The organism is Epilithonimonas pallida (assembly GCF_900182975.1).
Classification (GTDB): Bacteria; Bacteroidota; Bacteroidia; order Flavobacteriales; family Weeksellaceae; genus Epilithonimonas; species Epilithonimonas pallida.
Genome location: NZ_FXUO01000001.1, coordinates 675,199 through 699,244 on the forward strand (window position 1 = coordinate 675,199; position 24,046 = coordinate 699,244).

22 protein-coding genes are annotated in these 24,046 nt (G+C 37.0%); 11 read left to right on the top strand and 11 right to left on the bottom strand.

The features are described 5' to 3' along the window. Positions 1-12: 12 nt before the first annotated feature. The 10 genes from QOL71_RS02980 (at position 13) to trpA (ending at position 9,572) form a co-directional block, all read left to right on the top strand. Positions 13-1,563, top strand: a complete 1,551-nt coding sequence (locus tag QOL71_RS02980) for a T9SS-dependent choice-of-anchor J family protein (protein WP_283415485.1) — start codon at positions 13-15, stop codon at positions 1,561-1,563. Positions 1,564-1,880: 317 nt separating this feature from the next. Continuing rightward, positions 1,881-3,299, top strand: a complete 1,419-nt coding sequence (locus QOL71_RS02985) for an anthranilate synthase component I family protein (RefSeq protein ID WP_283415486.1) — start codon at positions 1,881-1,883, stop codon at positions 3,297-3,299. After that, positions 3,296-3,862, top strand: coding sequence for an anthranilate synthase component II (locus QOL71_RS02990; protein WP_283415487.1), 567 nt, complete (start codon positions 3,296-3,298; stop codon positions 3,860-3,862). The genes QOL71_RS02985 and QOL71_RS02990 overlap by 4 nt, the downstream gene beginning before the upstream one ends. Positions 3,863-3,868: 6 nt before the next feature. Further along, entirely contained in the window at positions 3,869-4,855 is a 987-nt protein-coding gene (gene trpD, locus QOL71_RS02995) for an anthranilate phosphoribosyltransferase (RefSeq protein ID WP_283415488.1), read from the top strand. A gap of 142 nt (positions 4,856-4,997) precedes the next feature. Continuing rightward, on the top strand, positions 4,998-5,777 hold the full coding sequence (gene trpC / locus QOL71_RS03000; RefSeq protein WP_283415489.1) for an indole-3-glycerol phosphate synthase TrpC: 780 nt from the start codon (positions 4,998-5,000) through the stop codon (positions 5,775-5,777). 121 nt (positions 5,778-5,898) lie between these two features. Then, the gene (locus QOL71_RS03005) at positions 5,899-6,543 is read left to right on the top strand and encodes a phosphoribosylanthranilate isomerase (protein WP_283415531.1); all 645 of its coding nucleotides are present in this window, start codon (positions 5,899-5,901) and stop codon (positions 6,541-6,543) included. Further along, the gene (locus QOL71_RS03010) at positions 6,540-7,007 is read left to right on the top strand and encodes an OsmC family protein (protein ID WP_283415490.1); all 468 of its coding nucleotides are present in this window, start codon (positions 6,540-6,542) and stop codon (positions 7,005-7,007) included. Before QOL71_RS03005 ends, QOL71_RS03010 begins: the two co-directional genes overlap by 4 nt. A 119-nt stretch (positions 7,008-7,126) precedes the next feature. After that, entirely contained in the window at positions 7,127-7,549 is a 423-nt protein-coding gene (locus QOL71_RS03015; protein ID WP_283415491.1) for a hypothetical protein, read from the top strand. Between the two features lie 23 nt (positions 7,550-7,572). After that, positions 7,573-8,751, top strand: a complete 1,179-nt coding sequence (gene trpB, locus QOL71_RS03020; protein ID WP_283415492.1) for a tryptophan synthase subunit beta — start codon at positions 7,573-7,575, stop codon at positions 8,749-8,751. An 86-nt stretch (positions 8,752-8,837) separates the two neighbouring features. Then, entirely contained in the window at positions 8,838-9,572 is a 735-nt protein-coding gene (trpA, locus tag QOL71_RS03025; protein WP_283415493.1) for a tryptophan synthase subunit alpha, read from the top strand. A 42-nt stretch (positions 9,573-9,614) separates the two neighbouring features. Here trpA and QOL71_RS03030 read toward each other — a convergent pair whose 3' ends face one another. Next, the gene (locus tag QOL71_RS03030) at positions 9,615-10,508 is read right to left on the bottom strand and encodes an SDR family oxidoreductase (RefSeq protein WP_283415494.1); all 894 of its coding nucleotides are present in this window, start codon (positions 10,506-10,508) and stop codon (positions 9,615-9,617) included. A 225-nt stretch (positions 10,509-10,733) separates the two neighbouring features. Between QOL71_RS03030 and QOL71_RS03035 the strand changes: the two genes are divergently transcribed. Further along, entirely contained in the window at positions 10,734-11,234 is a 501-nt protein-coding gene (locus QOL71_RS03035) for a Crp/Fnr family transcriptional regulator (protein WP_283415495.1), read from the top strand. A 136-nt stretch (positions 11,235-11,370) separates the two neighbouring features. Here QOL71_RS03035 and QOL71_RS03040 read toward each other — a convergent pair whose 3' ends face one another. The 10 genes from QOL71_RS03040 to QOL71_RS03085 form a co-directional block, all read right to left on the bottom strand. Then, on the bottom strand, positions 11,371-11,715 hold the full coding sequence (locus QOL71_RS03040) for a phage holin family protein (RefSeq protein WP_120214327.1): 345 nt from the start codon (positions 11,713-11,715) through the stop codon (positions 11,371-11,373). Between the two features lie 47 nt (positions 11,716-11,762). Further along, positions 11,763-12,386, bottom strand: coding sequence for a peptide deformylase (locus QOL71_RS03045; protein WP_283415496.1), 624 nt, complete (start codon positions 12,384-12,386; stop codon positions 11,763-11,765). A gap of 436 nt (positions 12,387-12,822) precedes the next feature. Continuing rightward, on the bottom strand, positions 12,823-15,921 hold the full coding sequence (locus QOL71_RS03050; RefSeq protein ID WP_283415497.1) for an efflux RND transporter permease subunit: 3,099 nt from the start codon (positions 15,919-15,921) through the stop codon (positions 12,823-12,825). A gap of 283 nt (positions 15,922-16,204) precedes the next feature. Beyond that, the gene (locus QOL71_RS03055) at positions 16,205-17,287 is read right to left on the bottom strand and encodes an efflux RND transporter periplasmic adaptor subunit (RefSeq protein WP_283415498.1); all 1,083 of its coding nucleotides are present in this window, start codon (positions 17,285-17,287) and stop codon (positions 16,205-16,207) included. Between the two features lie 17 nt (positions 17,288-17,304). After that, positions 17,305-18,552 carry a TolC family protein gene (locus QOL71_RS03060; protein WP_283415499.1) on the bottom strand — a complete coding sequence of 416 codons (1,248 nt, stop codon included), beginning with the start codon at positions 18,550-18,552 and terminating at the stop codon, positions 17,305-17,307. A 206-nt stretch (positions 18,553-18,758) separates the two neighbouring features. Next, positions 18,759-20,123: an ATP-binding protein gene (locus QOL71_RS03065; protein ID WP_283415500.1), complete on the bottom strand. Its 1,365-nt coding sequence runs from the start codon at positions 20,121-20,123 to the stop codon at positions 18,759-18,761. Positions 20,124-20,183: 60 nt separating this feature from the next. Next, positions 20,184-20,861: a response regulator transcription factor gene (locus QOL71_RS03070; RefSeq protein WP_283415501.1), complete on the bottom strand. Its 678-nt coding sequence runs from the start codon at positions 20,859-20,861 to the stop codon at positions 20,184-20,186. 166 nt (positions 20,862-21,027) lie between these two features. Then, on the bottom strand, positions 21,028-22,050 hold the full coding sequence (locus QOL71_RS03075; protein ID WP_283415502.1) for a hemin-degrading factor: 1,023 nt from the start codon (positions 22,048-22,050) through the stop codon (positions 21,028-21,030). Positions 22,051-22,224: 174 nt separating this feature from the next. Beyond that, positions 22,225-23,001, bottom strand: a complete 777-nt coding sequence (locus QOL71_RS03080; RefSeq protein WP_283415503.1) for a heme ABC transporter ATP-binding protein — start codon at positions 22,999-23,001, stop codon at positions 22,225-22,227. After that, entirely contained in the window at positions 22,998-24,044 is a 1,047-nt protein-coding gene (locus tag QOL71_RS03085) for a FecCD family ABC transporter permease (protein WP_283415504.1), read from the bottom strand. Before QOL71_RS03085 ends, QOL71_RS03080 begins: the two co-directional genes overlap by 4 nt. Between the last annotated feature and the right edge of the window lie 2 nt (positions 24,045-24,046).

Below are 24,046 nucleotides of genomic sequence, written 5' to 3' on the forward strand. Positions count from 1 at the left end.
TAAAGAATAAAAGTGAAAAAGAAAATTTACACAGTTTTAGGTTTGGCAATAGTCCTGAACCTTAATGCACAAATCTTCAGTGCAGGTTTCGAAAATAATAATGGAACGCCAATATCCCAATTCAAAACAATCAATGCAGATGGATTAACAGTTCCGGAATGGGGACAGGTTCAGGATTTTAATGAAAAAGCTTGGATTCAGTTTTACGATGGTTACGATAACAAAATTGCTTTCAGTACGTCATACTACGCCCCAGAAGGTCAGGCGAATGATTGGTTAATTACACCAGCAATTACAATTCCAAGCACCGGAACGCCAACAGTTTACTGGAAAGGAAAATCTTACGACTTTGAATATACAGACTCCTACGCTGTAAAAGTTTCTGTGACCAATGACAGCCCGGAATCTTTCACAACATTGACTCAGATTGATGCCGAGCAACCGTTTGACTACGCATCGCATACTTTAGACTTATCCGATTATAAAGGAAAAACCATTTATTTAGCTTTCGTAAATAACACAAACAATGGAACTTATCTGGCTCTTGATGACTTGTATATCAGCCAATCTGCAGATTGTGTGATGCCTTCATTAGACGGGTTTTCAGTTTCGAATCTTAAACCAAATTCAGTAACAATCAACTGGTCAGCAACTAGCGGAATTACTAATTATGATACAGGATTGACAACTTTTGACACTTCTGTTTCTTCCAAAGGAATCACTTCTACAACAACGAAGAGTTTTGATAATTTGCAAGCCGGAAAAAGATATCAGTTCTTTTTGAAAAATGCGGATTGCGGTTCTGGTTGGGCCGGACCAAAATCCGTTTGGACGCCGACAGAGCTTCCCTATTCCTATGATTTCGAAAAAACAGTTGAGAATTATGGCGAATATGATTCAGACGGTTGGGCGTCTACGACTTGGTTGATGGGAGAAAATCAGTCTGTTGCTCAAAACGGAAGCGGTTACGCCTATAACAATACAAGTACTTCTGCTGCCGGGAAAAATGACTGGTTATTCTCCTATCCGATCTATCTTAAAAACGGCGAAACGGTTACAGTAAAATATCACACAGCGATAGGAAGTGAAGAAGCAGAACCTGCTACTTTGAAAGTTGCTGTAGCAAGTGCACCGGACAAAAGTAATATCAGTGTAAATCTAAGCACTCAAACTGTTTCTCAACAAACTTATACAGAGCATACAGTTAGTTACACTGCGACAGCTGACCAGGTTTATTATATTGGATTCGGGAATACGACGCCTAAAGTTACGACAACAACAGCTTTGAGATTGGATAATATTAGTTTTACAAAAAATAATTTGGCTGTAATTGATATCAATAAAACCAACATTAAAACTTATCCAAATCCAGTTATAGATTTCTTGAATATCAAAACTGATGATATTATTAAATCTGTAGAAATCTACGCAATCGACGGGAAATTAATCAAAAAGATCGAAGGAAATAATAGTAAAGTCGATTTCAGAAATTATCAAAAAGGTTCTTACTTAATAAAAATTGAAACCAATAAATCAATTGTAAGTCAGAAGGTTATAAAATAATTTCAGAATTGTTAGTTTATAATTTTAAGATTTTTCAAAAAAATAGTTGCAGAATTAAAAATCATTTCTAAATTTGTCCCAATGAAACTTATGAACAACAATAACTGGTGGTGGCTTTCAAACTCTTTGTCGGGTCTGAAAGGATTATCGGTGTTCTAAATTGTGAACTAACTATAACTCAATCATAATAAGACTTTGACAAATTTTGTTGAAGTCTTTTTTATTTTAGGGCTTCAAGAGCCTCAGCCTGACAGAGTTTAGTTTTAACAATTGTCATCCTGAGCGGAGTCGAAGGATTTTAGAAAAAATTAAATCGTATGAAATTAAATAACATAATCAATATAAAAACCTCTGTTAAATCCCGTTTAGCAGACCTTTATACGCCAATTGGGATTTACCTTCGTCTTCGCGACCAGTTTCGGGATACGATTCTTTTGGAAAGTGCCGGAAATCAGAATTCTGAAAATTCGTTTTCTTTTATCTGTGTCAACGCCATTGCCGGAATTGAAATCAGAAATTATAACGAAGCTGAATTGAAATTTCCTCTGGAAAATCCTACAAAAATCAATCTGAAAAATGAAAAATTGTCTGACTTGATGCAGGAATTTTCCAACTGTTTCCAATGTGAAAAACCAAATCACGAGATTGGAAAACAAGCACAGGGATTTTTCGGATATACAAGTTATGATGCGATTCCGTTTTTTGAGAATATCAAGTTCAAGGAACAATCGGAGGAAAATAAAATCCCTTTGATGCGTTATCGACTTTATCAATATGTGATTGCAATCAATCATCATAATGACGAAATGTTCCTGATTGAAAATAAAATCAATGGATTGAAATCAGAACTTTCAACATTGGAAAACATCATCAATCAAAAAAACGCACCAGTCTTCCCTTTCGAAATTACTTCAGAAGAAACTTCGAATTTGAAAGATGAAGAATTTTTGGAATCAGTTGAATTTGCCAAAAAACATTGTTTCCGTGGTGATGTTTTTCAGTTAGTTTTAAGCAGAAGATTTGAGCAGAAATTTCAAGGCGATGAGTTCAATGTTTATCGTGCTTTGCGAAATATCAATCCGTCTCCTTATTTATTTTTCTTCGATTATGGCGATTATAAATTAATGGGCTCTAGTCCGGAAAGTCAGTTGATTATCAAAAATAGAAAAGCTATAATTCATCCAATTGCAGGCACTTTCAAACGAACCGGAAACATCGAAAGAGATTTGGAATCTGCAGAAGAACTAAAAAAAGACGCAAAAGAAAATGCGGAACACACAATGTTGGTAGATTTGGCAAGAAACGATTTGAGTATTCACGGAAAAAATACAACGGTTTCCAAACTTAAGGAAATTCATTTTTTCTCTCACGTAATTCATATGGTTTCCGAAGTTGTAACCGATGTTAAAGAAGACCAGAATCCGTACGAAATGATTGCCACCACATTTCCACAAGGCACTTTGAGTGGCGCTCCAAAATACCGTGCGATGCAGTTAATCGACGAACACGAGAAAACTTCCAGGAGTTATTATGCAGGTTGTATCGGCTTTGTCGGCTTCGACGGCAGTTGTAATCAGGCGATTATGATTCGAACTTTCCTGAGTAAAAACAACACATTGTTTTACCAAGCTGGCGCTGGAATTACAGCAAAATCAGTTGCAGAAAGCGAACTTCAGGAGGTCAATAACAAATTAGGCGCTTTGAAAAAAGCCATTTTAAAAGCAGAGAAATTATGAAAATTTTAGTCTTCGATAATTACGACAGTTTCACATATAATTTGGTTCAGATCATCGAACAGATTGTTGACGAAAAAGTAGATGTTTACAGAAATGACCAAATTCAGTTGAAAGAAATTGAAAAATACGACAAAATTATTCTTTCGCCCGGTCCAGGAATTCCAGAAGAAGCTGGAATACTGTTAGAAGTGATTAAAAAATATGCGCGGACAAAATCGATTTTCGGGGTCTGTCTTGGTCAGCAAGCGATTGCCGAAGCTTTTGGAGGAAGTTTGATTAATCTTTCAGAAATCTATCACGGTGTTGCAACCGAAGCCACTCAAACCAGTGAACATCATATTTTCAATAATTTACCTAAAACTTTGGAGATTGGGCGTTACCATTCCTGGGCTGTAAATCCTGATGATTTCCCCGAAGAATTAGAAATCACAAGCATCGACAAAAACGGAATGATTATGAGCCTGAAACATAAAACTTACGATGTTCACGCTGTACAATACCACCCAGAAAGCATTCTGACACCAGATGGAAAACAGATTTTAGAAAACTTTCTCAATAATTAAACACAAATGAAACAAATCCTACAATATCTTTTTAATCACCAGACTTTGACGAAAGCCGAAGCTAAAGCTATTTTGATTGAAATTTCACAAAATAAATTTAACGAAAGCGAAGTCATTTCGTTCATCACCGTTTTTCTGATGCGAACGATTACTTTGGAAGAACTCGAAGGTTTTCGTGAAGCGTTGTTGCAATTGGCAAAACCTGTCGATTTGGGAACCAAAGACTTGGTTGACATCGTTGGAACCGGTGGAGACGGAAAAAACACCTTCAATATTTCGACTTTAGCGAGTTTTATTGTTGCAGGGACAGGACAAAAAGTGGCTAAACAAGGTAATTACGGTGCATCTTCTATTTCCGGCTCGTCTAATGTTTTGGAAGAATTAGGTTACAAATTCAAGGACAATTCCGAAGATCTGAAAGCCGATTTGGAAAAAGGAAACATCTGTTTTCTGCACGCACCGCTGTTTCATCCCGCTTTGAAGTCAGTTGCACCGCTTAGGAAACAACTCGGGTTGAAAACTTTTTTTAATTTGCTCGGGCCTTTAGTTAATCCTGTTCGTCCGTATTTCACCATGATTGGCGTGGCAAATCTCGAAATTGCTAGAGTTTATCAATACGTTTTACAAAAACAAAAGAGCGAGTTTATGCTCGTTCACGCTTTGGATGGCTATGACGAAATTTCTTTAACTGGCGATACAAAAATATTCAACAAAAACGGAGAAAAAATCTATTCTGCTGAAGATTTGAAATTCAAAAATATCGCTCCAGAAAGTATTTTCGGAGGTAATACAAAAGAAGAAGCTTCCCAAATTTTCCTCCAAATTCTCGAAGGAAATGGAACCGAAGAACAAAACTCGGTTGTTCTTGCCAATGCTTCAATAGCTCTGCAAAACACAGGAAAATATGGTAACTATGATGATTGTCTGGCATTAGCAAAAGATAGTTTGGAAAGCGGAAAAGCGTTACAAAGTTTGAAAAGTATTATTAAATAAAATTAGAAAAACCACAAAAGCCACAAAAGAAGCGATTGAAAATAAGAATTCAAAAGTGAACAAAACTTAAATAAACTTTTTAAACTTTTGAATTTTCTAAAAAAGGAAAATCTTTTGTGACTTTTGTGGTTAAAAAATAAATATGAGCATCCTAGATAAAATCATCGAACGAAAAAAACAGGAAGTTGCAGAAGCAAAATCCAAAATCGGCGTTGAACAGCTGAAAGATTCGGAATTTTTTGGAAAGCCAACTTTTTCGTTAAAAGAAACCATCAAAACAAAATCCGGAATCATCTCGGAATTCAAAAGACAATCGCCAAGCAAAGGTATAATCAATGATAAAGTTTCACCTTTGGAAGTTGTTTCAAAATATGAAAAATTCGGAGCAAGTGCAATTTCTATTTTGACGGACAAAGATTTTTTTGGAGGAAATTTTGACGATATTTTGAGTGTGCGAAATCAAATCAATATTCCGATTCTAAGGAAAGATTTTATGATTGATGAATATCAGTTTTACGAAGCAAAATCAATTGGAGCCGACATTATTTTGTTGATTGCAGCTTGTCTTTCGCCAACTCAGGTTTCCGAATTTACAGAATTGGCGCATTCTTTAAATCTCGAAGTTTTGTTGGAAATCCATTCCGAAGAAGAACTAAAACATATCAACAAAAATGTTGATTTCGTTGGCATCAATAACAGAAATTTGAAAGATTTCAAAGTCGATTTGCAACATTCCGTAGATTTGAAAAATAAGCTTCCAAACGATATTTTGTCAGTCGCAGAAAGCGGAATTTACAACGAAGAAGATTTCAGATTCCTTAAAGAAAAAGGTTTCGACGGGTTTTTGATGGGCGAGTATTTTATGAAGAATAAAAATCCGGGAGAGAAATTCGAAGAATTTGTTTCTAATGTAATAATTTAAAATAACAACTGTGTCATTCTGAACGCAGAGAAACGAAGTGAAGAAACCTAACGAAGTGGTTAGGCGAAGCCAATCTCTGAGATTCCTCGTTCCTCAGAATGACAACTTGGAAATTGATATTATGATTAAACCAACAATAAAAGTCTGTGGATTAACAAAACTCAATCAGATTCAAGAATTAGTGGATTTGAAAATTGACTTTTTGGGATTTATTTTTTATGAAAAATCGCCAAGATATGTTTTGAATCATTTAAGTTTGGAGCAAATCTCAGAAACCAATCATCCAGGAAAGGTTGGCGTTTTCGTCAATGAAGATTTAGAAAAAATCGTTGAAATTTCAGGAAAAGCAAAACTGAATTTCATCCAGCTTCACGGCGATGAAACGGAAGATTTCATTTCAGAATTAAGACAAAGATTAAACAGAGAAATTAAAATTATAAAAGTTATCAGAATTGGAAATCAAACTTCTGATGAATTACAAAAAACCATCAATCAACAACCGACAACAATCAATTATCTTCTGTTTGACACAGATTCTAAGGCATTTGGTGGAACAGGAAACGCTTTTGATTGGAATGTTTTAAATGATATCGAAATTCCAATTCCTTATTTTTTAAGTGGCGGAATCTCATTAGAAAACTTCAATCAACTGACAACTATCAACCATCAACCAATTGCTCTCGATATCAATTCAAAATTTGAAATCGAAGCTGGAAATAAAGATTTAGAAAAAGTAAAAGAATTTATATCATTAATAGAAAAATGAAGCATCATCAATATAAAAACAAAATCGTCTGGACAGGAAACACCGGCGAATCCACGAAAAACTATCGTTCTTATCAAAGGAATTATACAATTTCTGTCGATGGAAAAGCTGACATTTTAGGCTCATCTGACCCAACATTTTTAGGAAATCCAGAACTTCATAATCCTGAAGATTTGCTGTTAGCTTCGGTTTCTTCGTGTCATCTCTTATGGTATCTTCATCTTTGTTCTGTGAACAAAATTCTGGTTTTGGAATATGAAGATTTTGCAGAAGGAACAATGATGGAAAATGAAAACGGAAGTGGAAAATTCAGTGAAATTATTTTGAAACCAAGGATTGTTGTTGCTGAAAAAGAAATGGTTGAAAAAGCGGTTGAACTTCATCAGAAGGCGAATGAATATTGTTTCATTGCCAATTCTTTGAACTTTGAAGTGAAGCATCAACCAGAGATAACAACAAAATAAATTGAGAAATGCAATATTCTATTAAATGCTCAAAAGACTTATCAAATAACGACATCGAGCTAATTTTAAAATCCTGGGAAATAGAAGATTGGCTTGATTTAGATTCTTCGAGTTTCAAAATGAAATTTGAAAATTCTGAATTTCATTTTTTAAAAAAAGATGACAGAATTGTTTCGCTGGCAAGAATCAATTTTGATTTTAAACTAGAAATACAAGAGAATTTACACAGTTTTGCTGAACTTGTCGGATTGGTTTCTGTAGAAAAAACAAAAGGATACGGCAGTTTTTTGCTTAATAAAATGGTGACCAATTTAAAAGAGAGAGAAATTGATACCATAGGATTTTGTAAATTGGAATTAAGACCAATTTATGAAAGGAATGACATCCAAATCCTTTATGGAAAGGGAATTTTCATAACAGAATTTGATAATAATAAATGGATAGATTCCGATGACGATGATATTTTAATCATCAATACTTCCGAAGAGAACATCAATATATTGCAAAGTCTGAATGAACAGAATAAAGCAATTTTAGTATAACGACTTAGAAAATTTAAAAATAAATGAACTTTCAAAACCCAGATAAAAACGGTTACTACGGCGATTTCGGCGGAGCTTTCATCCCCGAAATGCTTTACCCAAACGTTGCCGAATTACAGGAAAAATATATCCAAATCATCGAATTGGAAGAGTTCCAAGATGAATTTCAGGATTTGCTGAAGAACTATGTTGGCCGCGCTACTCCACTCTATTTCGCAAAAAATCTGAGCGAAAAACACCAGACTCAAATCTATCTAAAAAGAGAAGATCTGAATCACACAGGAGCGCACAAAATCAACAACGCGTTGGGGCAAGCTTTACTCGCTAAAAAATTAGGAAAACACAGGATTATCGCAGAAACCGGAGCCGGACAACACGGTGTTGCAACCGCTACAGCTTGTGCTTTACTCGGTTTGGAATGTATTGTTTATATGGGCGAAGTCGATATCCAAAGACAAGCACCGAACGTTGCCCGAATGAAAATGCTTGGCGCAACTGTAGTCCCTGCAACATCTGGTTCCAAAACCTTGAAAGATGCCGTAAATGAAGCTTTGAGAGATTGGATTAATAATCCTTCCACTACACATTATATTATTGGAAGTGTGGTTGGACCACATCCGTTTCCTGATTTGGTAGCGAGATTTCAAAGTATCATTTCAAAAGAAATCAAAGAGCAACTGAATGAAAAAATCGGTAGAGAAAATCCGGATTATGTGATTGCCTGCGTTGGAGGCGGGAGTAATGCAGCAGGAACTTTCTATCATTTCGTGAACGAGGAAAATGTGAAAATCATTGCAGCGGAAGCTGGTGGTTTAGGCGTTGATTCAGGGAAATCAGCTGCGACTACTTTTCTTGGAACATTAGGAATTTTGCACGGAAGTCAAAGCCTTGTGATGCAGACTGAGGACGGACAGGTTATTGAACCACACTCGATTTCTGCAGGTTTGGATTATCCGGGAATTGGGCCGATGCACGCTAACCTTTTTAATCAAAAAAGAGCAGAATTTTTCAGCATTAATGATGATGAAGCTTTGAAATCTGCTTTTGAACTGACAAAAATCGAAGGTATTATTCCCGCTTTGGAGAGTGCGCACGCTTTGGCTGTTTTGGACAAAAAGAAATTTGAAAAAGAAGATGTGGTCGTGATTTGTTTGAGTGGGCGTGGCGATAAGGATATGGAAACGTATTTGAAACATCTTTAAATCTGTAAAATGTAAAACGTATTAATGTATTTATGAGTCTCAATCGTTAATACATTTTACGTGAATACTTTAATACATTAATCAAAATGAAAAAACTAAACATATACTTTACAGCAGGCGTTCCAAAGTTGGAAGACACCGGAAAAATCGCTAAACTGATTCAGAAATCGGGAGCAGATATGATGGAAATCGGGATTCCTTATTCTGATCCTGTTGCGGATGGACCTGTGATTCAGGAGGCGCATTCTCTGGCTTTGAAAAACGGAATGTCTATCAAAAAACTATTCGAACAACTGGCAGAAATTAAAGAATCTGTGACGATTTCAAAGATATTAATGGGTTATCTTAATCCGGTTCTTCAGTTTGGGTTTGACAACTTTTGTCAGAAATGTGCAGAAGTTGGTGTTTCAGGATTAATCATCCCGGATTTGCCACCCATTGAATTTGAAAATAAATATGGCAAAATCCTCAAAAAACACAATTTGAATTTCACTTTCCTGGTAACGCCCGAAACTTCGGAAAAACGCATCAAATATCTGGATTCTTTGAGTTCCGGATTCCTATATGCTGTTTCCAGCTCATCGACAACCGGAAACGACAATGCTGTTCTCAAGAACGAAAATTACCTTGACAGACTGGCTTCATTAAACTTGACCAATCCAGTTTTCATCGGTTTTGGAATCAAAAATAAATCTGATTTTGAGAATGTAACAGAAAAAGCACAAGGCGGAATTATCGGAACAGCTTTTGTGAAAATTCTATTGGAAAATCAAGATTGGGAATCTAAAGCAGAAAGCTTTATCCAAAGTGTAAAGAATTAATAAAAAAGCAGTCTTACTAAGAAATAAGACTGCTTTTTATTTTTAGAAGAAATATTGATTCAGTTCTTCAACAAAACTTTTTTCAGAAGGATTCCATCCTAATTTTTCCCGAGTCTGTAAATTTGTTGCCGGACAATTTTCCTGCACAAAGTACGTCATCCAGGTAAAATATTCCGGTGCTTCTTCTATAGACAAAGATTTTACAGGAATATTTAGTTTTTCACCTATCAGTTCTGCAAATTCTTTCATTGATAATGGTTCATCATTACTAACGGCATTATATCTCGCTCCAGTTTCTCCTTTTTCAAGTGCCAAACGAAATAATTTTGCAGCATCTGCACGATGAACCGCTGGCCAGACATTATTGCCCTCACCAATATAAGCTGCTGATCCTTTAGCCTTTGCCAATTCAGCAAGCATTAATCCAAAACCACCTTTAAACCCAAGCTTAGAATTACCATAAACGCTGGGAGAAAGACGCACAATAGATGCTTTAACACCTGATTCTGATAAATTAACAAAAGCTTTTTCAGAGAATCTGATTGATTCTGCCGGTGCCTTACTGTCCTCTGTGATTTTCCCGTCGATAAGTGGAAGTCCTAAAGTTCCACCTGTCACCACAATGGATTTATCGGTTCCTTTCAATACTTCGCCCATTGCTTCAATGGCTTTCTGGTCTTTGAGCGCATTAGTCTGGTAATCAGAAAAATCGTGGATAAAAGCTGTATGAATAACGCCATCCGCCTCTCTTGCACCTTTCTGCAGAATATCAAGATTATCTAAATCTCCCATTAAAACTTCTGCTCCTGCTTCTTTGATAGATTTTACAGATTCTTCCGAACGCGCCAATCCAACTACCTGATGGCCATTTACTAATAATTCTTTTACAACTTCTGAGCCTACAAATCCGGAAGCTCCTGTTACAAATACTTTCATATTTTTAAATTTTGTTTTTGTTAAAATTTCTAATACAAATTTAGTTGTGAAAGCATCTCAAAAACGAGGTCATTTGACACAATTTTTATATTAATCCAATAAAAAGAATTAATTTTAAATATAATTTCAGTTTAGAAAATGTAAGAGATTCTTAAAAATTACTTTCAGAGAGTTCTTTCCGATTTCACAGAAGAAAAGTTCAATTTCATCTTATATAAAAGTCAATTGATAAAGCTCCAGCGTAAAGAAACTGTGTGCAAACAAGGCGAAGTCTGTAATCTGAAAATCTTTGTTGCCAAAGGGCTTTTGCGTAATTATTCTGTCTCCGAAGATGGCAATGAACATATTCTCCAGTTCGTGAACGAAATGTCCTGGACGACAGACCCGGAAAGCTTTTATAACAATTCGCCTTCAAAACTGACGATTGAAGCAATGGAAGCTTCGGAAATCTTCGCTTTCAGTCTGGAAGATTTTGCGGAACTAAGAGAACAAATTCCTGAACTTAATATTTTTGTAGAGAACATCCTGACAAGAAAATCAATGGAAATCCATAAACGGCTTTTGATGAATATCAGCAGCAGTCCGGAAGAAAAATACCTGGACTTTATCAATACATATCCTGATATTTTCAATAGAGTTCCTTTGCATATGGTGGCTTCTTATCTGGGACTTTCCAGAGAAACTTTGTCTCGTGTCCGAAGGAATATTTTAAAAACTGTTTTGTAATATTAAAGATACACATAAAAAATTATCACAGATCTGACTATTTGAGCAAATTCTATCATCTGCTTAATTAGTTAAATCTGCGAGAGATAAAAAACCAACAAAAAAGAGTTTCAAAACCTGAAACTCTTTTTTTATTTTAATCGTTGCTTTCGAAAATTGTTGAGAAAGCTGAAGTTACCAATGACAGCAGAATACTGAAGAGTAGCGCCCAAAGGAAACCATCCACCTGCATACTATCCATAAAATAATCGGTTAAAAGTATCATCAATGCATTGATAACAAAGGAAAACAACCCTAATGTTATAATCGTAATAGGCAATGACAGAATCGATAAAATCGGTTTGACGAATACATTCAGGATTCCCAAAACAATAGCGAAAATAATAGTAGAACCAAAGGTGTCAAAATGTACACCTGTAAGGATTTTGCTTAGCAAAAATGCTGAAATCGCAGTAATCAGCAAACGGATAATAAAATTCATAGTTTTAAGGTTTTATTGATTGGTATTTTTCTATTCAAAAACCAGACCTAATTTTTCGGTTTCTGGTAAACTTTCACCTCTTTGTATTGCAATCCTTTTTCATTCCTGAATTTATCAGAAATCAAAATCCCGGAAAGATGATCTATCTCGTGCTGGAAAATCACGGCAGTGAAGCCTTCTACCATCTCGTCGTGCTTCTTATTGTCCAGGTCATAATACTCCAAACGGATACTGTAGCTTCTGTAAAAAGGCTCTCTGAATTGGTCAATAGAAAGGTCCCCTTCCGGCCCTTTGTTCAGAAGCTCAGAACGCCAGACTATTTTCGGATTGATGAAATATTCCACCGGATAATCCGTCTTATCAAAGCGCTGAACCAGTATTACTCTTCTATTGATGCCAACCTGTGGCGCAGCAATGCCAACACCGCCTTCGGTCGCTGCCAAAGCCAGTCTCATACGTTCCACAAGAATCGGTAGCGTTTTATCTTTCGGCGAAATCTCTTGTGATTGAGCCAGCAAAACCTTATGCTGCTGTTCATTATTGGTCTGATATATTGGCAAAGCGGTTTTTGCATTACCAGTCAAAATAAAGGCTTTTTCTTCTTTCGTGAATTTCTGTGAAAATCCATTAACGCTTACGATAAGCATCAGCATAAAAGTAAAATTCCGCATCGTTTAATTTTTATCCAAAGTTAAATATTTTGGGAACCTTATCCGCCTTCCGCTCCCAATCTTTTTTGCAGAAAGCTTGGACATCAACAAAAAAGGATTTCCACTCAGCTCGGGGTGCTCTTTGCCGATTAGAAATTGAGAATTTTGAATGAAGTTTAGTACAAAATCAAAGCTATCTTAAAGCTCAAAAATGCCCTTCGCAAAGTCCGATGAATAGGGCATTAAAAAAAGCATTAAAAACAACTTGATGTTTTCATAAAAAGGTCTTGATGTTTTAGTGAAAAGGTCTTGATGTTTTTAGTAAAACATATAGACGTTTTTGAGATTTAATCAAAGTAAACAAAAACGTTCCTCAGGAAGAATCCTTGAGGAACGCAAATAAAAAAGAGAAAAATGTAACAACTATAACTCAAATTAATATTGAGATTTTTAACTCTTAATCTATCACTTCATTTTTACGTCGGTTGAAAATCCAGAAGATAATAGGGAAAATCAAAAGCGTCAAAACAGTTGCGGTAATCAATCCGCCAATGATCACTATCGCCAAAGGTTTCTGAGATTCCGACCCGATTCCTGTAGATAATGCGGCAGGAAGCAAACCAATCGATGCCATCAAAGCAGTCATTACAACCGGTCTGGTTCTTACTTTCACACCTTCCATTATGGATGAATCTAAGGACAAGCCGTTCTTCACATTCTGATGAAACTCCGAAATCAGAATCACGCCATTCTGGATACAAATCCCAATCAGGGCAATCATCCCGACTCCGGCAGAGATACCGAAATTCATGTGCGTGAGATGCAACGCGATGATAGCTCCAATCAACGCAAAAGGAACATTAGCCATTACAAGAAGCGAATCTTTCATATTACCAAAGAGAATGAACAACAGGAAAAAGATCCCGAGAATACTGATGGGAACTACCTGGGCCAATCGCTTCGTCGCACGCTGCTGATTTTCAAATTGTCCTGTCCACCCAATCGAGTAACCGTCCGGCAATTTGATTCTAGCCACTCTCTTCTGAGCATCTGCAATAGTTCCTCCCAAATCCCGGTCACGAATCGAGAATTTAACCCCGATATAACGTTTGATATCGTCTCTGTAAATGAAAGCCGCTCCGTTTTCTTTTTCGATGGTACTGATTTCCTTGAGTGGAATCTTGGCGCCATCCTGCGTCGGAACCATCAGAGAGGCGATGTCTTCTTCATTTTTTCTGTAATCTTCGGCATAACGCAATCTTATCGGAAACTTTCTTTCGCCATCAAACATTTCAGACGCTGTTTTCCCACCGAACGCCATTTCCAGAACGGCTTGGGCATCCGCTGGTAAAACGCCATAAGCTGCCATTTTGTTTCGGTCCAGCACTACACTAATTTCGGGTTGACCAATGTTTTTGATGATTCCTGGTTCTTTCACGCCATCCACATCTTTGATAGAAGCCAGAACTTCTTCCGCCAACCTGTCTAATGTATGAAGGTTATCACCATAGATTTTGATTCCGTTTTCTGCTTTGAAACCTGCAACAGCTTCCGCAACGTTGTCTGAAATCGGTTGGGAATAATTGAATGTAATTCCCTGATAATTCTTCAGCTTTTTATCAATCTCTTCCACCAGTTCATCATAAGTGATTTTTCGTTTCCATTCTTCTCTTGGTTTCAGACTTACCGCAAACTGCACGAATCCAAAACCATTCGGGTCGGTTCCGTCATTACTTCTACCCGTCTGCGCCAGTACGCCTGTCACTTCTGAGAAGCTCATGATATCTTTTTTGAGGACGTCAGCTGTTTTCAAAGACTCTTTGAGTGATGAACTCATAGGCATTTCTGCAGTAATCCAAAGTGAACCTTCATTCAACTGAGGTAAAAATTCGGTTCCGAGGAATTTGGCTGAGAACAAAGTAATCGCTAAAATAACTGTGGAAACCAGAAGGCTTATTTTTTTATTTTTAAAAGTGAATTTGAAACCTTTCATTACACTTCTGTCCCAAAAATTAACGAATGGATTGTTCTTTTCTCTTACATTTTTCTTTAATAACAAATGAGACATTACCGGAACCAAAGTCAGTGTAAAAATCAATGCACCCAACAATGCAAACCCCAATGTGAATGCCAATGGCGAAAACATTTTACCTTCTACTTTTTGGAAAGAAAATATCGGTAATAATGAGGTAATGATAATTAATTTTGAGAAGAAAATCGCTTTTCCGAGTCCTGTTCCGGTTTGTTTTATCCAACCTGCTTTCGCCATTTTGTTGAAGCGCTCCATTCCATATTTGTGGGCTTTGTGGTCGAGCATTACAAATAATCCTTCCACCATTACGACGGCGCCGTCTATGATTATCCCGAAGTCAACCGCTCCTAGTGACAATAAGTTAGCGCTCATTCCCGCCATTCGGAGACAGAAAAATGCAAATAACAGCGATAATGGAATGATGATGGAAACAATCAAGGTAGTTCGCCAGTCTGCCATAAAAATCAGGACGATAACCGTTACGAGAATAATTCCTTCCAAAAGGTTGTGCATTACCGTTTTGGTGGTGAAATCCATCAGATTTTGGCGGTCATAGAAGGTTTTCATCTTCACATCTTTTGGAAGAATCTTGTTGTTCAGCTCATCTATTTTGGCTTTTACCGCAAGCAGAACTTCCTGCGCATTTTCGCCTTTTCGCATTACAACGATTCCTTCAACCGTATCTTTTTCATTATCCAATGATGCCTGACCAACTCTTGGTAAAGAACCTTCGTGAACATCGGCTACATTCTTAACCAAAATCGGATTCCCGCCATCGCTGTGAACGGTAATATTTTCTATATCCGAAATCGATTTTACTAAGCCAATTCCACGAACTACATAGGCTTGTCCACTTTTCTCGATAACATCGCCACCGACATTCAGGTTGCTATTGGAGACAGCTTCCAAGACTTCCGAAGGTGTCAGATTGTATTTATCTAATTTCCTTGGGTCGATGCTCAGCTCAAATACTTTATCCTGACCCCCAAAAACATTGATATCTGCAACGCCGGGAACACTTCGTAGCGCTCTATCGACTACCCAAGTCTGCAAGGTCAATAAATCTCTGGAATCCCGGTCTTTACTTTCCAGCGTATAACGAAAAATTTCTCCGGTTGGTCCGTAAGGTGGCTGAACTTCGGGGTCGATGCCTTCAGGCAAACTTACCGTTCGCAACTGGTTGTTGACCATATTCCGGGCAAAGATGTCGTCCACACCGTCCTCGAATAAAATTTTGACAATGGAAAGTCCAAACATTGTGGTACTTCGGACGCTGGTCTTTTTCTGAACCGGACTCATTGCCAACTCTATTGGTGTGGTAACGAAACGTTCTACTTCCTCTGCACTTCGACCGTTCCATTGGGTGATGATGACGATTTGGGTATTGGTAACATCGGGAAATGCTTCAATCGGCATATTTTTGAAACTGATGAATCCCGAGACCGCCAAAATCGCCACCCAAATGAATGTGAAAGCTTTGTTCTTGAGTGAGAATGCTATGATATTTTTGATGAATTTGTTCATACTTTTTATTTTATGATTGAAATTGCAATTAGTTTTAACGCAAAGTCCGCAAAGATTTTTTGACAAGCTGAATGCTTTTCAAGTCCGCAAAGCCATTTCACTTAGCGAAGACTTAAAACAATGAATTGCAAATGCGTGAGGGCGGAGCACATTGTCGGAGCTCTTTTTGTTTTTTCTGTAAAAATATCCTTCGAGAACTTCGGGATGACAAAACAAAAAAGCGACTGTGCGTAGACCGACCCGCTTGTCCGACATAGTCGGGACAAAGGGACACGCCCAAAATTTAGTTGTTCAAAGAACGGTAAATCAATAGTTGATTATTAGTAACGATGCTGTCGCCCTCAGCAACACCTTGGGAAACGTAGGTAGTTTCTGAGTTCTGCTTCAGGATTTTTATTTCCTTGACCTTGATGTCGGTTGGTGATCTGTATACTACCACGAAATACCTGTTGTCGTCAAAAATCACAGCTTTGGAAGGAATGGCGAGTGCCGTTGTATTTTCCGCAGATGAAACCCGAATGGTCGCCTTGCTGTCCGGAATCAACAATCCTTGCGAATTGTCCAGTACTACTCTAGCCTGCATCGCATTAGTATCCGGATCTATGATTTTGAAAATTTTATCGATCTGTCCATAAAATACCTTATCAGGATAAGATAATGTGGAAACCTGGGCTTTCATCCCGAGGTTGATTTTATCGATATCAGCCTCATTGACGTTCATTATAGCCCAGACATTTTTGGTATTGGCGACATCAAAAATATTTTCGCTACGGTCACTTCTAAGTTCCATATCCTTGTTGATATCTTTGTGAACGATGTAACCGTTAATTGGTGAAATTACACTGTAAATATTCCCTTTTTTCACATTATAAACCGTACTGACATCGTTGGAACGGCGCAGTGCATCTTTGGCTTTTTTGACTTCGCTTTCTGCTTCCAGAACGTCTTTTTCTGTGTTAAGTTTGCCGGCGTACATTTCTTTTGCGACACGAAGGTTGTTTTCGGCTACTATCAAATCGGTTTTTGCGTCGCTAACATCTTTTTGAACCTCTGCCAACTCGGTACTTCTGATTGTTGCCAGAACCTGACCTTTGGTCACGTAATCGCCCAATTCTACATTCACGCTGAGAACATTACCGCCAACTAATGGAAAAATGTCGATATATTTATTTTTATCTGCGGATATTTTTCCGTAAAAACTATATTCGTCCTCGATAAATTTCTTTTCAACCTTTGCAAATGTTGTGCTTTTCAACATTGTGTTGCTGAGCTCAAAACCCTTCGTTACTTCCGGCTTTACTTCTTCTTGTTTGGAACAGGAAAGTAATGCTGCTGACAGAATAATTGGTATAATTATTTTTTTCATTTCAAGTTTCATTAGCATTAATAAAAGATTTTGGTTTGTACTAATAGGTTCAGCTGTTCTGCGGAAATCATAATCTGCTTTTTCATCTCATAAACCTGCAGAACGGTCTGTCTGTAGCTTTCCATAAAGTCTGTAAAGTCTATCAAACTGACATTGCCGCTTCGGAAATTTTTAAGAATACCGTTGTAAACCGTTTCCAGATTTTCCAGATCAACCGGTTTTAATTCAAAATATTGGTCATAATGATTTTTCCAAGTTTGGTAAGCTGATTCTACCTGAGTTTCTAGATTAAGTTTCTGGTATTCTGAGTTTTTTTCGTTTTGCTGAATCGCATACTTTGCTTTTTCAACATTTCCTTTGTTTACTTTCCAGAGTGGGATTGGAATTCCGATTTTCAAATTGACTTCATTATTGAAGGTTCCGGAAGCCTGGTCATATTCCGCTCCCAGATTAAGGTCTGGTGTGTTGAGTGACTTTTGCCATTGTGCATAAAGCTTGCTGTTGTCGATCAGTTTGAGGTTATAAAGATAATCTGCATTGTTTTGCAAAGCTTTTTGTTGGAGGACTTCCAAATCACCGAAAGGCTGTGAAATCAGGATTTCGTTTTCTTCAGTTTTTGGTAAGTTTGGAATCACTTTTTCCTGATTGCCTGTCAGAACTTTCATATTTTGCTGCAAAGCCAGGATATTGTTATTGATTTCGATTTTATCATTATTAAGCTGAATAACGATGCTTTGAAGTCTTACATAATCTTTTAAAGAAATATTTCCTTTGTCTGTCTGGACTTTGTAAGCCATCAAAAGCTCATTCATATACTTCAACTGAGCATCAATACTGATTTGCTTTTTTTGCTCGTAAATCAGATTGTAATACGTTTCCCGAAGCTGCGAACGAAGTTCTACTAATAATTGATTGAATTGTAATTGAGAAAGCTCTTTGTTAGACTTTGCGAATTGGATTTCGTTTTTCTTCTTTCCACCCAGATAAATCAATTGCGTGATTTCCAAACCTTTTGCCCGCCCTACATCCAAAACTCTTTTGTCTTGAGGATTGATGGCATTAACATAACCTTCTATCTGTGGAAGTTCCCAGATTTTTGCCTGCATAATTTCGGCATCGGCCATACTGATATTGTATTGTGCGGCAAGAAGCTGGAGATTATTTTTTTGAAATGCCAGTTCGCAATCCTGAAGGGACATCTGCTGCTGCCCGGAAAGACAAACAAATGCCGAAACGGATAACACCAGCGTTGTAATTTTGTTCATTCTTATCTCGTTTTGGTTTTGCAAAAATGGCTTTCCGAGATTAAAACGGACTTAAATGTGGCTTAAAAAAAACTTAATTGTTGTTTGAGAAGAGATAATAGACGGATAGATGATAGATTTTGACAGAATAATTTCTCGCAGATTTTACTGATCATGCAGATGTCAATAAAATCTGCAAAATTTGCTAAATCTGCGAGGAATATTTTTTATTTATTGAAAATCACAGTAAAAAGATTCTGGTTTTCAAAAGCTGATGTATAATCAATCTCTGCTTTGTGGTATTCTAAAATACGTTTTACGATGCGTAACCCAAGACCAGAACCTGCTTTGTTATGCGAATTGCCTCCTCTCATAAAAGCATCAAAAAGTTTTTCCCTTTCCTCAACGGGAATTGTGGAACCAAAGGAAAGGACTTTTACAATAATCCTAAAATCGGTCTCCTTGATAGAAATATCAACTTCCTGGTTATCTGAGTACAAAGCCGCATTTTTGAACAAATTAATAAATGTTATTTCCAGTAAAGACTTGACGCCTTTCACCGTTAAAATAGAATCATCAACACTCTCTTCGTCAATCTGAAAATCCATTTTGAATCCCGGGAAGTTACGATGAACAGTCTCAAATGCATCAAAAACAACTTCATCAATTCTGACTTCTTCATAAACACTTGCAATCCCTTCTTTATCAAATTTTGATAATAAAAGCAATGATTTTGTAAGATCCGACAATTGATAAACGTCCTGTAACATCTGCTGCAAAGTAGTCTTAGTTTTGGTAGAATGATTTTCCAACTGAATCAAATTTTCCAATTGGAAAGCCATTCTCGTAAGTGGTGTTCGCATCTCATGCGCCGCACTGGAATTGAAATCCTTTTGTGACTGGAAAACATCATCCAATCGGCTGGTCATCATATTAAAAGATTTTGCCAATACACCAATTTCATCATTGCTGTTTTTCAAAATAATATCAGTAGTGAGTCGATGAACGCTGGTGTCAGAAATTTGATTTTTAAGAATCTCCAAAGGCTGAAGAAATTTGGAAACCAGATAATAGCTGAAAAACCAAATTAATAAAACACTGATTATATAAGAAAAAATCAGTGTGTAGCCGAGGAATGCCAACTTGGACTCGCCGGTGACGTCCTGAGCACTTGTTAAAATGTAGTAATTTTCACCTTTAATGTTTCGTAATGCAGCGTAAATCTCAGGTTCGGAATGTTCGTTATAAATCGTTTTTTCTTTGTCGAGACTATCGAGCAAATGTTTGTCCCAAGTTACTTTTTTGTCTTTTAAAGTACTGTAAACCAATTCTTTTTCAGCATTAAGTATGATAATGTTCTCATTAAGAAGGACATTATCAGAGTTTTCGTCAAAAAACAAAGGTGCTTCTCTTTCAAAATCATTGGCTTTCTCAATAAAATTAACTGTAAAAACCAAACGCTTCTGAAATCTAAGCTTAAACTCATCCCGTCTAAAATCATTGAATGATACGTAAATCACAAACATCATTATCCCGAAAATCAAGGAAAATGCAATGCTTAAGCTAAGTGCGATTTTACGTTTTAATGACATTATTTAATGATAAATGATGAGTGATAAATTATAATTGATTTCGATAAAACTCTCAAACTCTTACAGTGGACTAAGGTAATATCCAAAGCCTGGTCTGGTATGGATCAGTTTTGTTTTGAAATTTTTATCGATTTTCTTTCTCAAAAAGTTGATGTAAACCTCGATAGCATTGTTGGTAGACTGGAACTGGTTTTTCCAGACTTCATCGGAAATATACTGCTTAGAAAGTGTTCTGCCATTGGCTTTGGCTAGTAAAACCAATAATTGGAATTCTTTTACAGTCAAATTGATCTCTTCTCCGGAACGGAAAACCTTACTGTCTTCGGGATAAATGATTAGATCTTCGATAACAATTTTTTCTTTTTCTTCCGTTTTTGGCGTTAGCCTTCTCATTTGGGAATTGATTCTCAATAATAATTCTTCCAGCAAAAATGGTTTCACCAAATAATCATCCGCCGCTCTCAAGAAAGCTTCCTTCTTCTCCTCGATGCCGTCATAGGCAGAAATAATGATAATCGGAGTTTCTGAATTGCTTTCTCTGATGGTTTTGCAAATGTCCAATCCATTGATTTTAGGAACATTGATATCCAAAAGAAAAACGTCGTAAGGCTTCTTAGAAAATATATCGAGAAATTTTTCGCCATCTTCCGCTTTGTCGGTTTTGATGGATTTGGATTCTAGGAAAAGTGCAATTTCTGAAGACAAAACCGCATCGTCCTCTAAAAGTAATGCCTGCATTTGGTGATGATTTATTTTACAAATATGGGAAAAAGTAATTTGAATAAAATAAATAATTTTGACAAGCCTCCTTCATATTACTATTAATCAAAAGATTAAATCCTGTCGGAATAAGATCTGAAAAGACCGTTCAAGCCAATTGAGCTATTAAAACGGCCTTAAATTATTACAAAGCTGCAACCAAATCTTTCCATTCCTGCAGTTCCGGATTGCCTGGTTTTCTTTTCCCAAAAAACTGAACGATAAATTCGCCATCATTGTTGAACACTTCCACTGAAGTGACTTCGCCATCTTCTGTTGGTTTTTTAGTAATCCAGGTTTCACCAATCTTTGTTGTGTCAAGATGCAGGTTAAAATCCGGATCCATCACATTGAACCATTGCTGATGCCAAAGCGTTTTTTTCACTTTACCGGTATGAATCTGGATAATTCCCCTGTTTCCAACGAAAACCATTATCGGAACTTGTTTTTCAGAAGCATCTTCCAATACATTCACAACCTTGGAGTTATCTATTTTTTTGGCAAAACCTTCCGGTGCCAATCTCAAAGCCTGTGTTCTGCTAACCCCGAATTTTTTGGTCAGCATAAAGAAATCGTGTGTATCCTTTAAATCTTTCCAGGCCTGTTGGAAACCAGCAACATCAATCTCAGAATCTGCCTTTTCTACAGCTTTTGCAACAATTGGTTCTGTTACAACCTCTGAAGATTGTTCCGCCGATTTATATTTTTCTGTCAAAGCATCGAATTCTGAGTCGTTGCTATTATTCGTCAAATAAATCTTGTGAAGTGCCAATCCATCTTTTCCAAAGAATTGAAAGCTTTTTCTATCGCCTTCAACAACAGAAAATCCGAATTTCCAGGAATTAATAAAGATTCTCAAATCAATGTCTTCACCTACAAAAACCTGTCCGTGCGGATTACTGAAGTCAGGGTTCAAATAAATACCTTTTCTCTCATGTACACATTCGTCATTACGTGTCAAAGCCATGACTTTTCCCAGTTTTTCAATTTCCTGTAAAAGGGCTGCGAATTCTGGTTTTAAAACAGTTACACCATTGTCGACATTGGTTGCTAAAAGTTCGACTTCGCTGACACCTAACTGTTCTGCTGCGTTTCTTATTCTAAGGTGTGGGTTTTCTAATTTTAGAGCTTCCCATTGTGCTTTTAATTGGGTTGTAATTGTATTCATAATAAATTATTTTTTATGGTTTAATTTTTTTAGTTGATTTTAATTGTTTTCATTTTAATGCGATAATTTGTTATTCCGACCAAGCCCGCAGCCCGACCTGAGCGGTTATCCTTTTTGCGAGAGGCTATGCCGAGCAAAAAGATAATAGCGGAGGGCGGAAAAGCTGCCCCAATCTTATCCAAATAAAATCATCGTTTCCTGATTGACAGGGTGTTTACAAATAGTGCATGGGAATTGATAAGCCTTGCTAATCATCTCCTGCGTGAAAACCTCTTCCGGTGAACCGTAAGACAAAACTTTCCCACTTTCCATCAACAGAATTTTATCTGCAAAATGTGCTGCCAAATTGAGATCGTGTAAAACCACAATCGTTGTATTTTTCTTTTGAGTCAATTTTTTTATTAATTCTAAAGTTTTGTATTGATGTTTAACATCCAGATTATTAAGTGGTTCGTCTAGAAATAATAGTCGATGCGTCACGTCATTATCTAACTGAGCTAAAACTCTTGCCAGATGCACACGTTGTTTTTCCCCACCGGACAAAGAATTATAATCCCGGTTTTGCAAATGGATGATATCTGTATCTGTCATTGCATTTTCCGCACATTTGAAATCCTCAGAATTAGGTTGAGAATGGAAATATGGATAACGCCCCATCATCACGACATCTTTTACCAAAAGCGGAATATCCTGCGAATTATGCTGGGAAAACTTGGCTTTATGCTTTGATAAAACTTCTAATTTCCAGTCGGTAAGGATTTTGTCTTTGAAAAGAATATGCTGTTTTTTATCAGTTTTGATTTCGTTGGCTAGAACATTAAGAAGACTGGATTTCCCCGCGCCATTGGGTCCAACAATAGCCAAAAATTCGCCGTAACCAACTTCGACATCAATACCTTTTAAGATGCTGACATTCTGATTCTGATAATTGATTTGATATCCTTTAATCATCTTAAATTATTTTTGAATTTTAACAAAATCGCTATGAAAACCGGGCCACCCATTACGGCTGTCAAAATCCCGATTGGTAATTCTGAAGGTGCAACAATGGTTCTGCTAAGTGTGTCTGCAAACAGTAACAGGATACTTCCGCAAATGGCTGACAAGGGTAAAATAAAGTGATAGTCTGACCGGAATAACAACCTTAAAATATAAGGCACTATCAATCCCACAAATCCTATCGTTCCGGAAAAGGCTACGCAAGTTCCCACCATCAATGCGGTGAGAATAACAATCTGTTTTTTCAGAACTTCGACGTTGATCCCCAAATGCTGTGCATCTTTTTCGCCCAACATCATTGCATTCAATGCTTTTCCTTTTGGTAACAATACATAATAGGAAATCAACAAAACTCCAAATAGAATGGCATTCTTTGTCCAGGTTGCCGAAGCCAGACTTCCCAAATTCCAAAAGGTTAAATCTCTCAACTGGTCGTCTTTGGAGATGTAAATTAGCATTCCGGTGATGGCAAAACCGATGGCTGTAATGGCGACACCGCTTAATAGCATCATTACGACATTTGTTTTTCCGCCGGAAGTTGAAATTCTGTAAACCAAAATCATTGATAACAGCGCACCCAGAAAAGCAGAAACACTGACCAGGGAAAACCTGATCCATTCCGGAAGATAATCCTGGAATGTATGTCCTAAAACAATCGCAATAGCTGCCAAAAGCGTTGCCCCGGAAGTCAGTCCAATTAAATCTCCGGTTGCTAACGGATTTTTGAACATCCCTTGCAAGGTAGTTCCTGAAACAGCCAACATACTCCCAATCAAAACCGCCATAACGATTCTGGAAGCTCGCACTTCCCAAATAACATATTTTTCGCTGAGAGATAATGACGGATTACCCGATATATGTTTCCAAAAAACTTCATAAGCAGAAGATTTTCCGAACTCATAAACACCGATATTAAGTGCTGTAATCATCATTATAACTAAGGATAACAAGCCGATCGCTATATAAAAGCCGATATTTTTTGATCTCAAAGTCATTA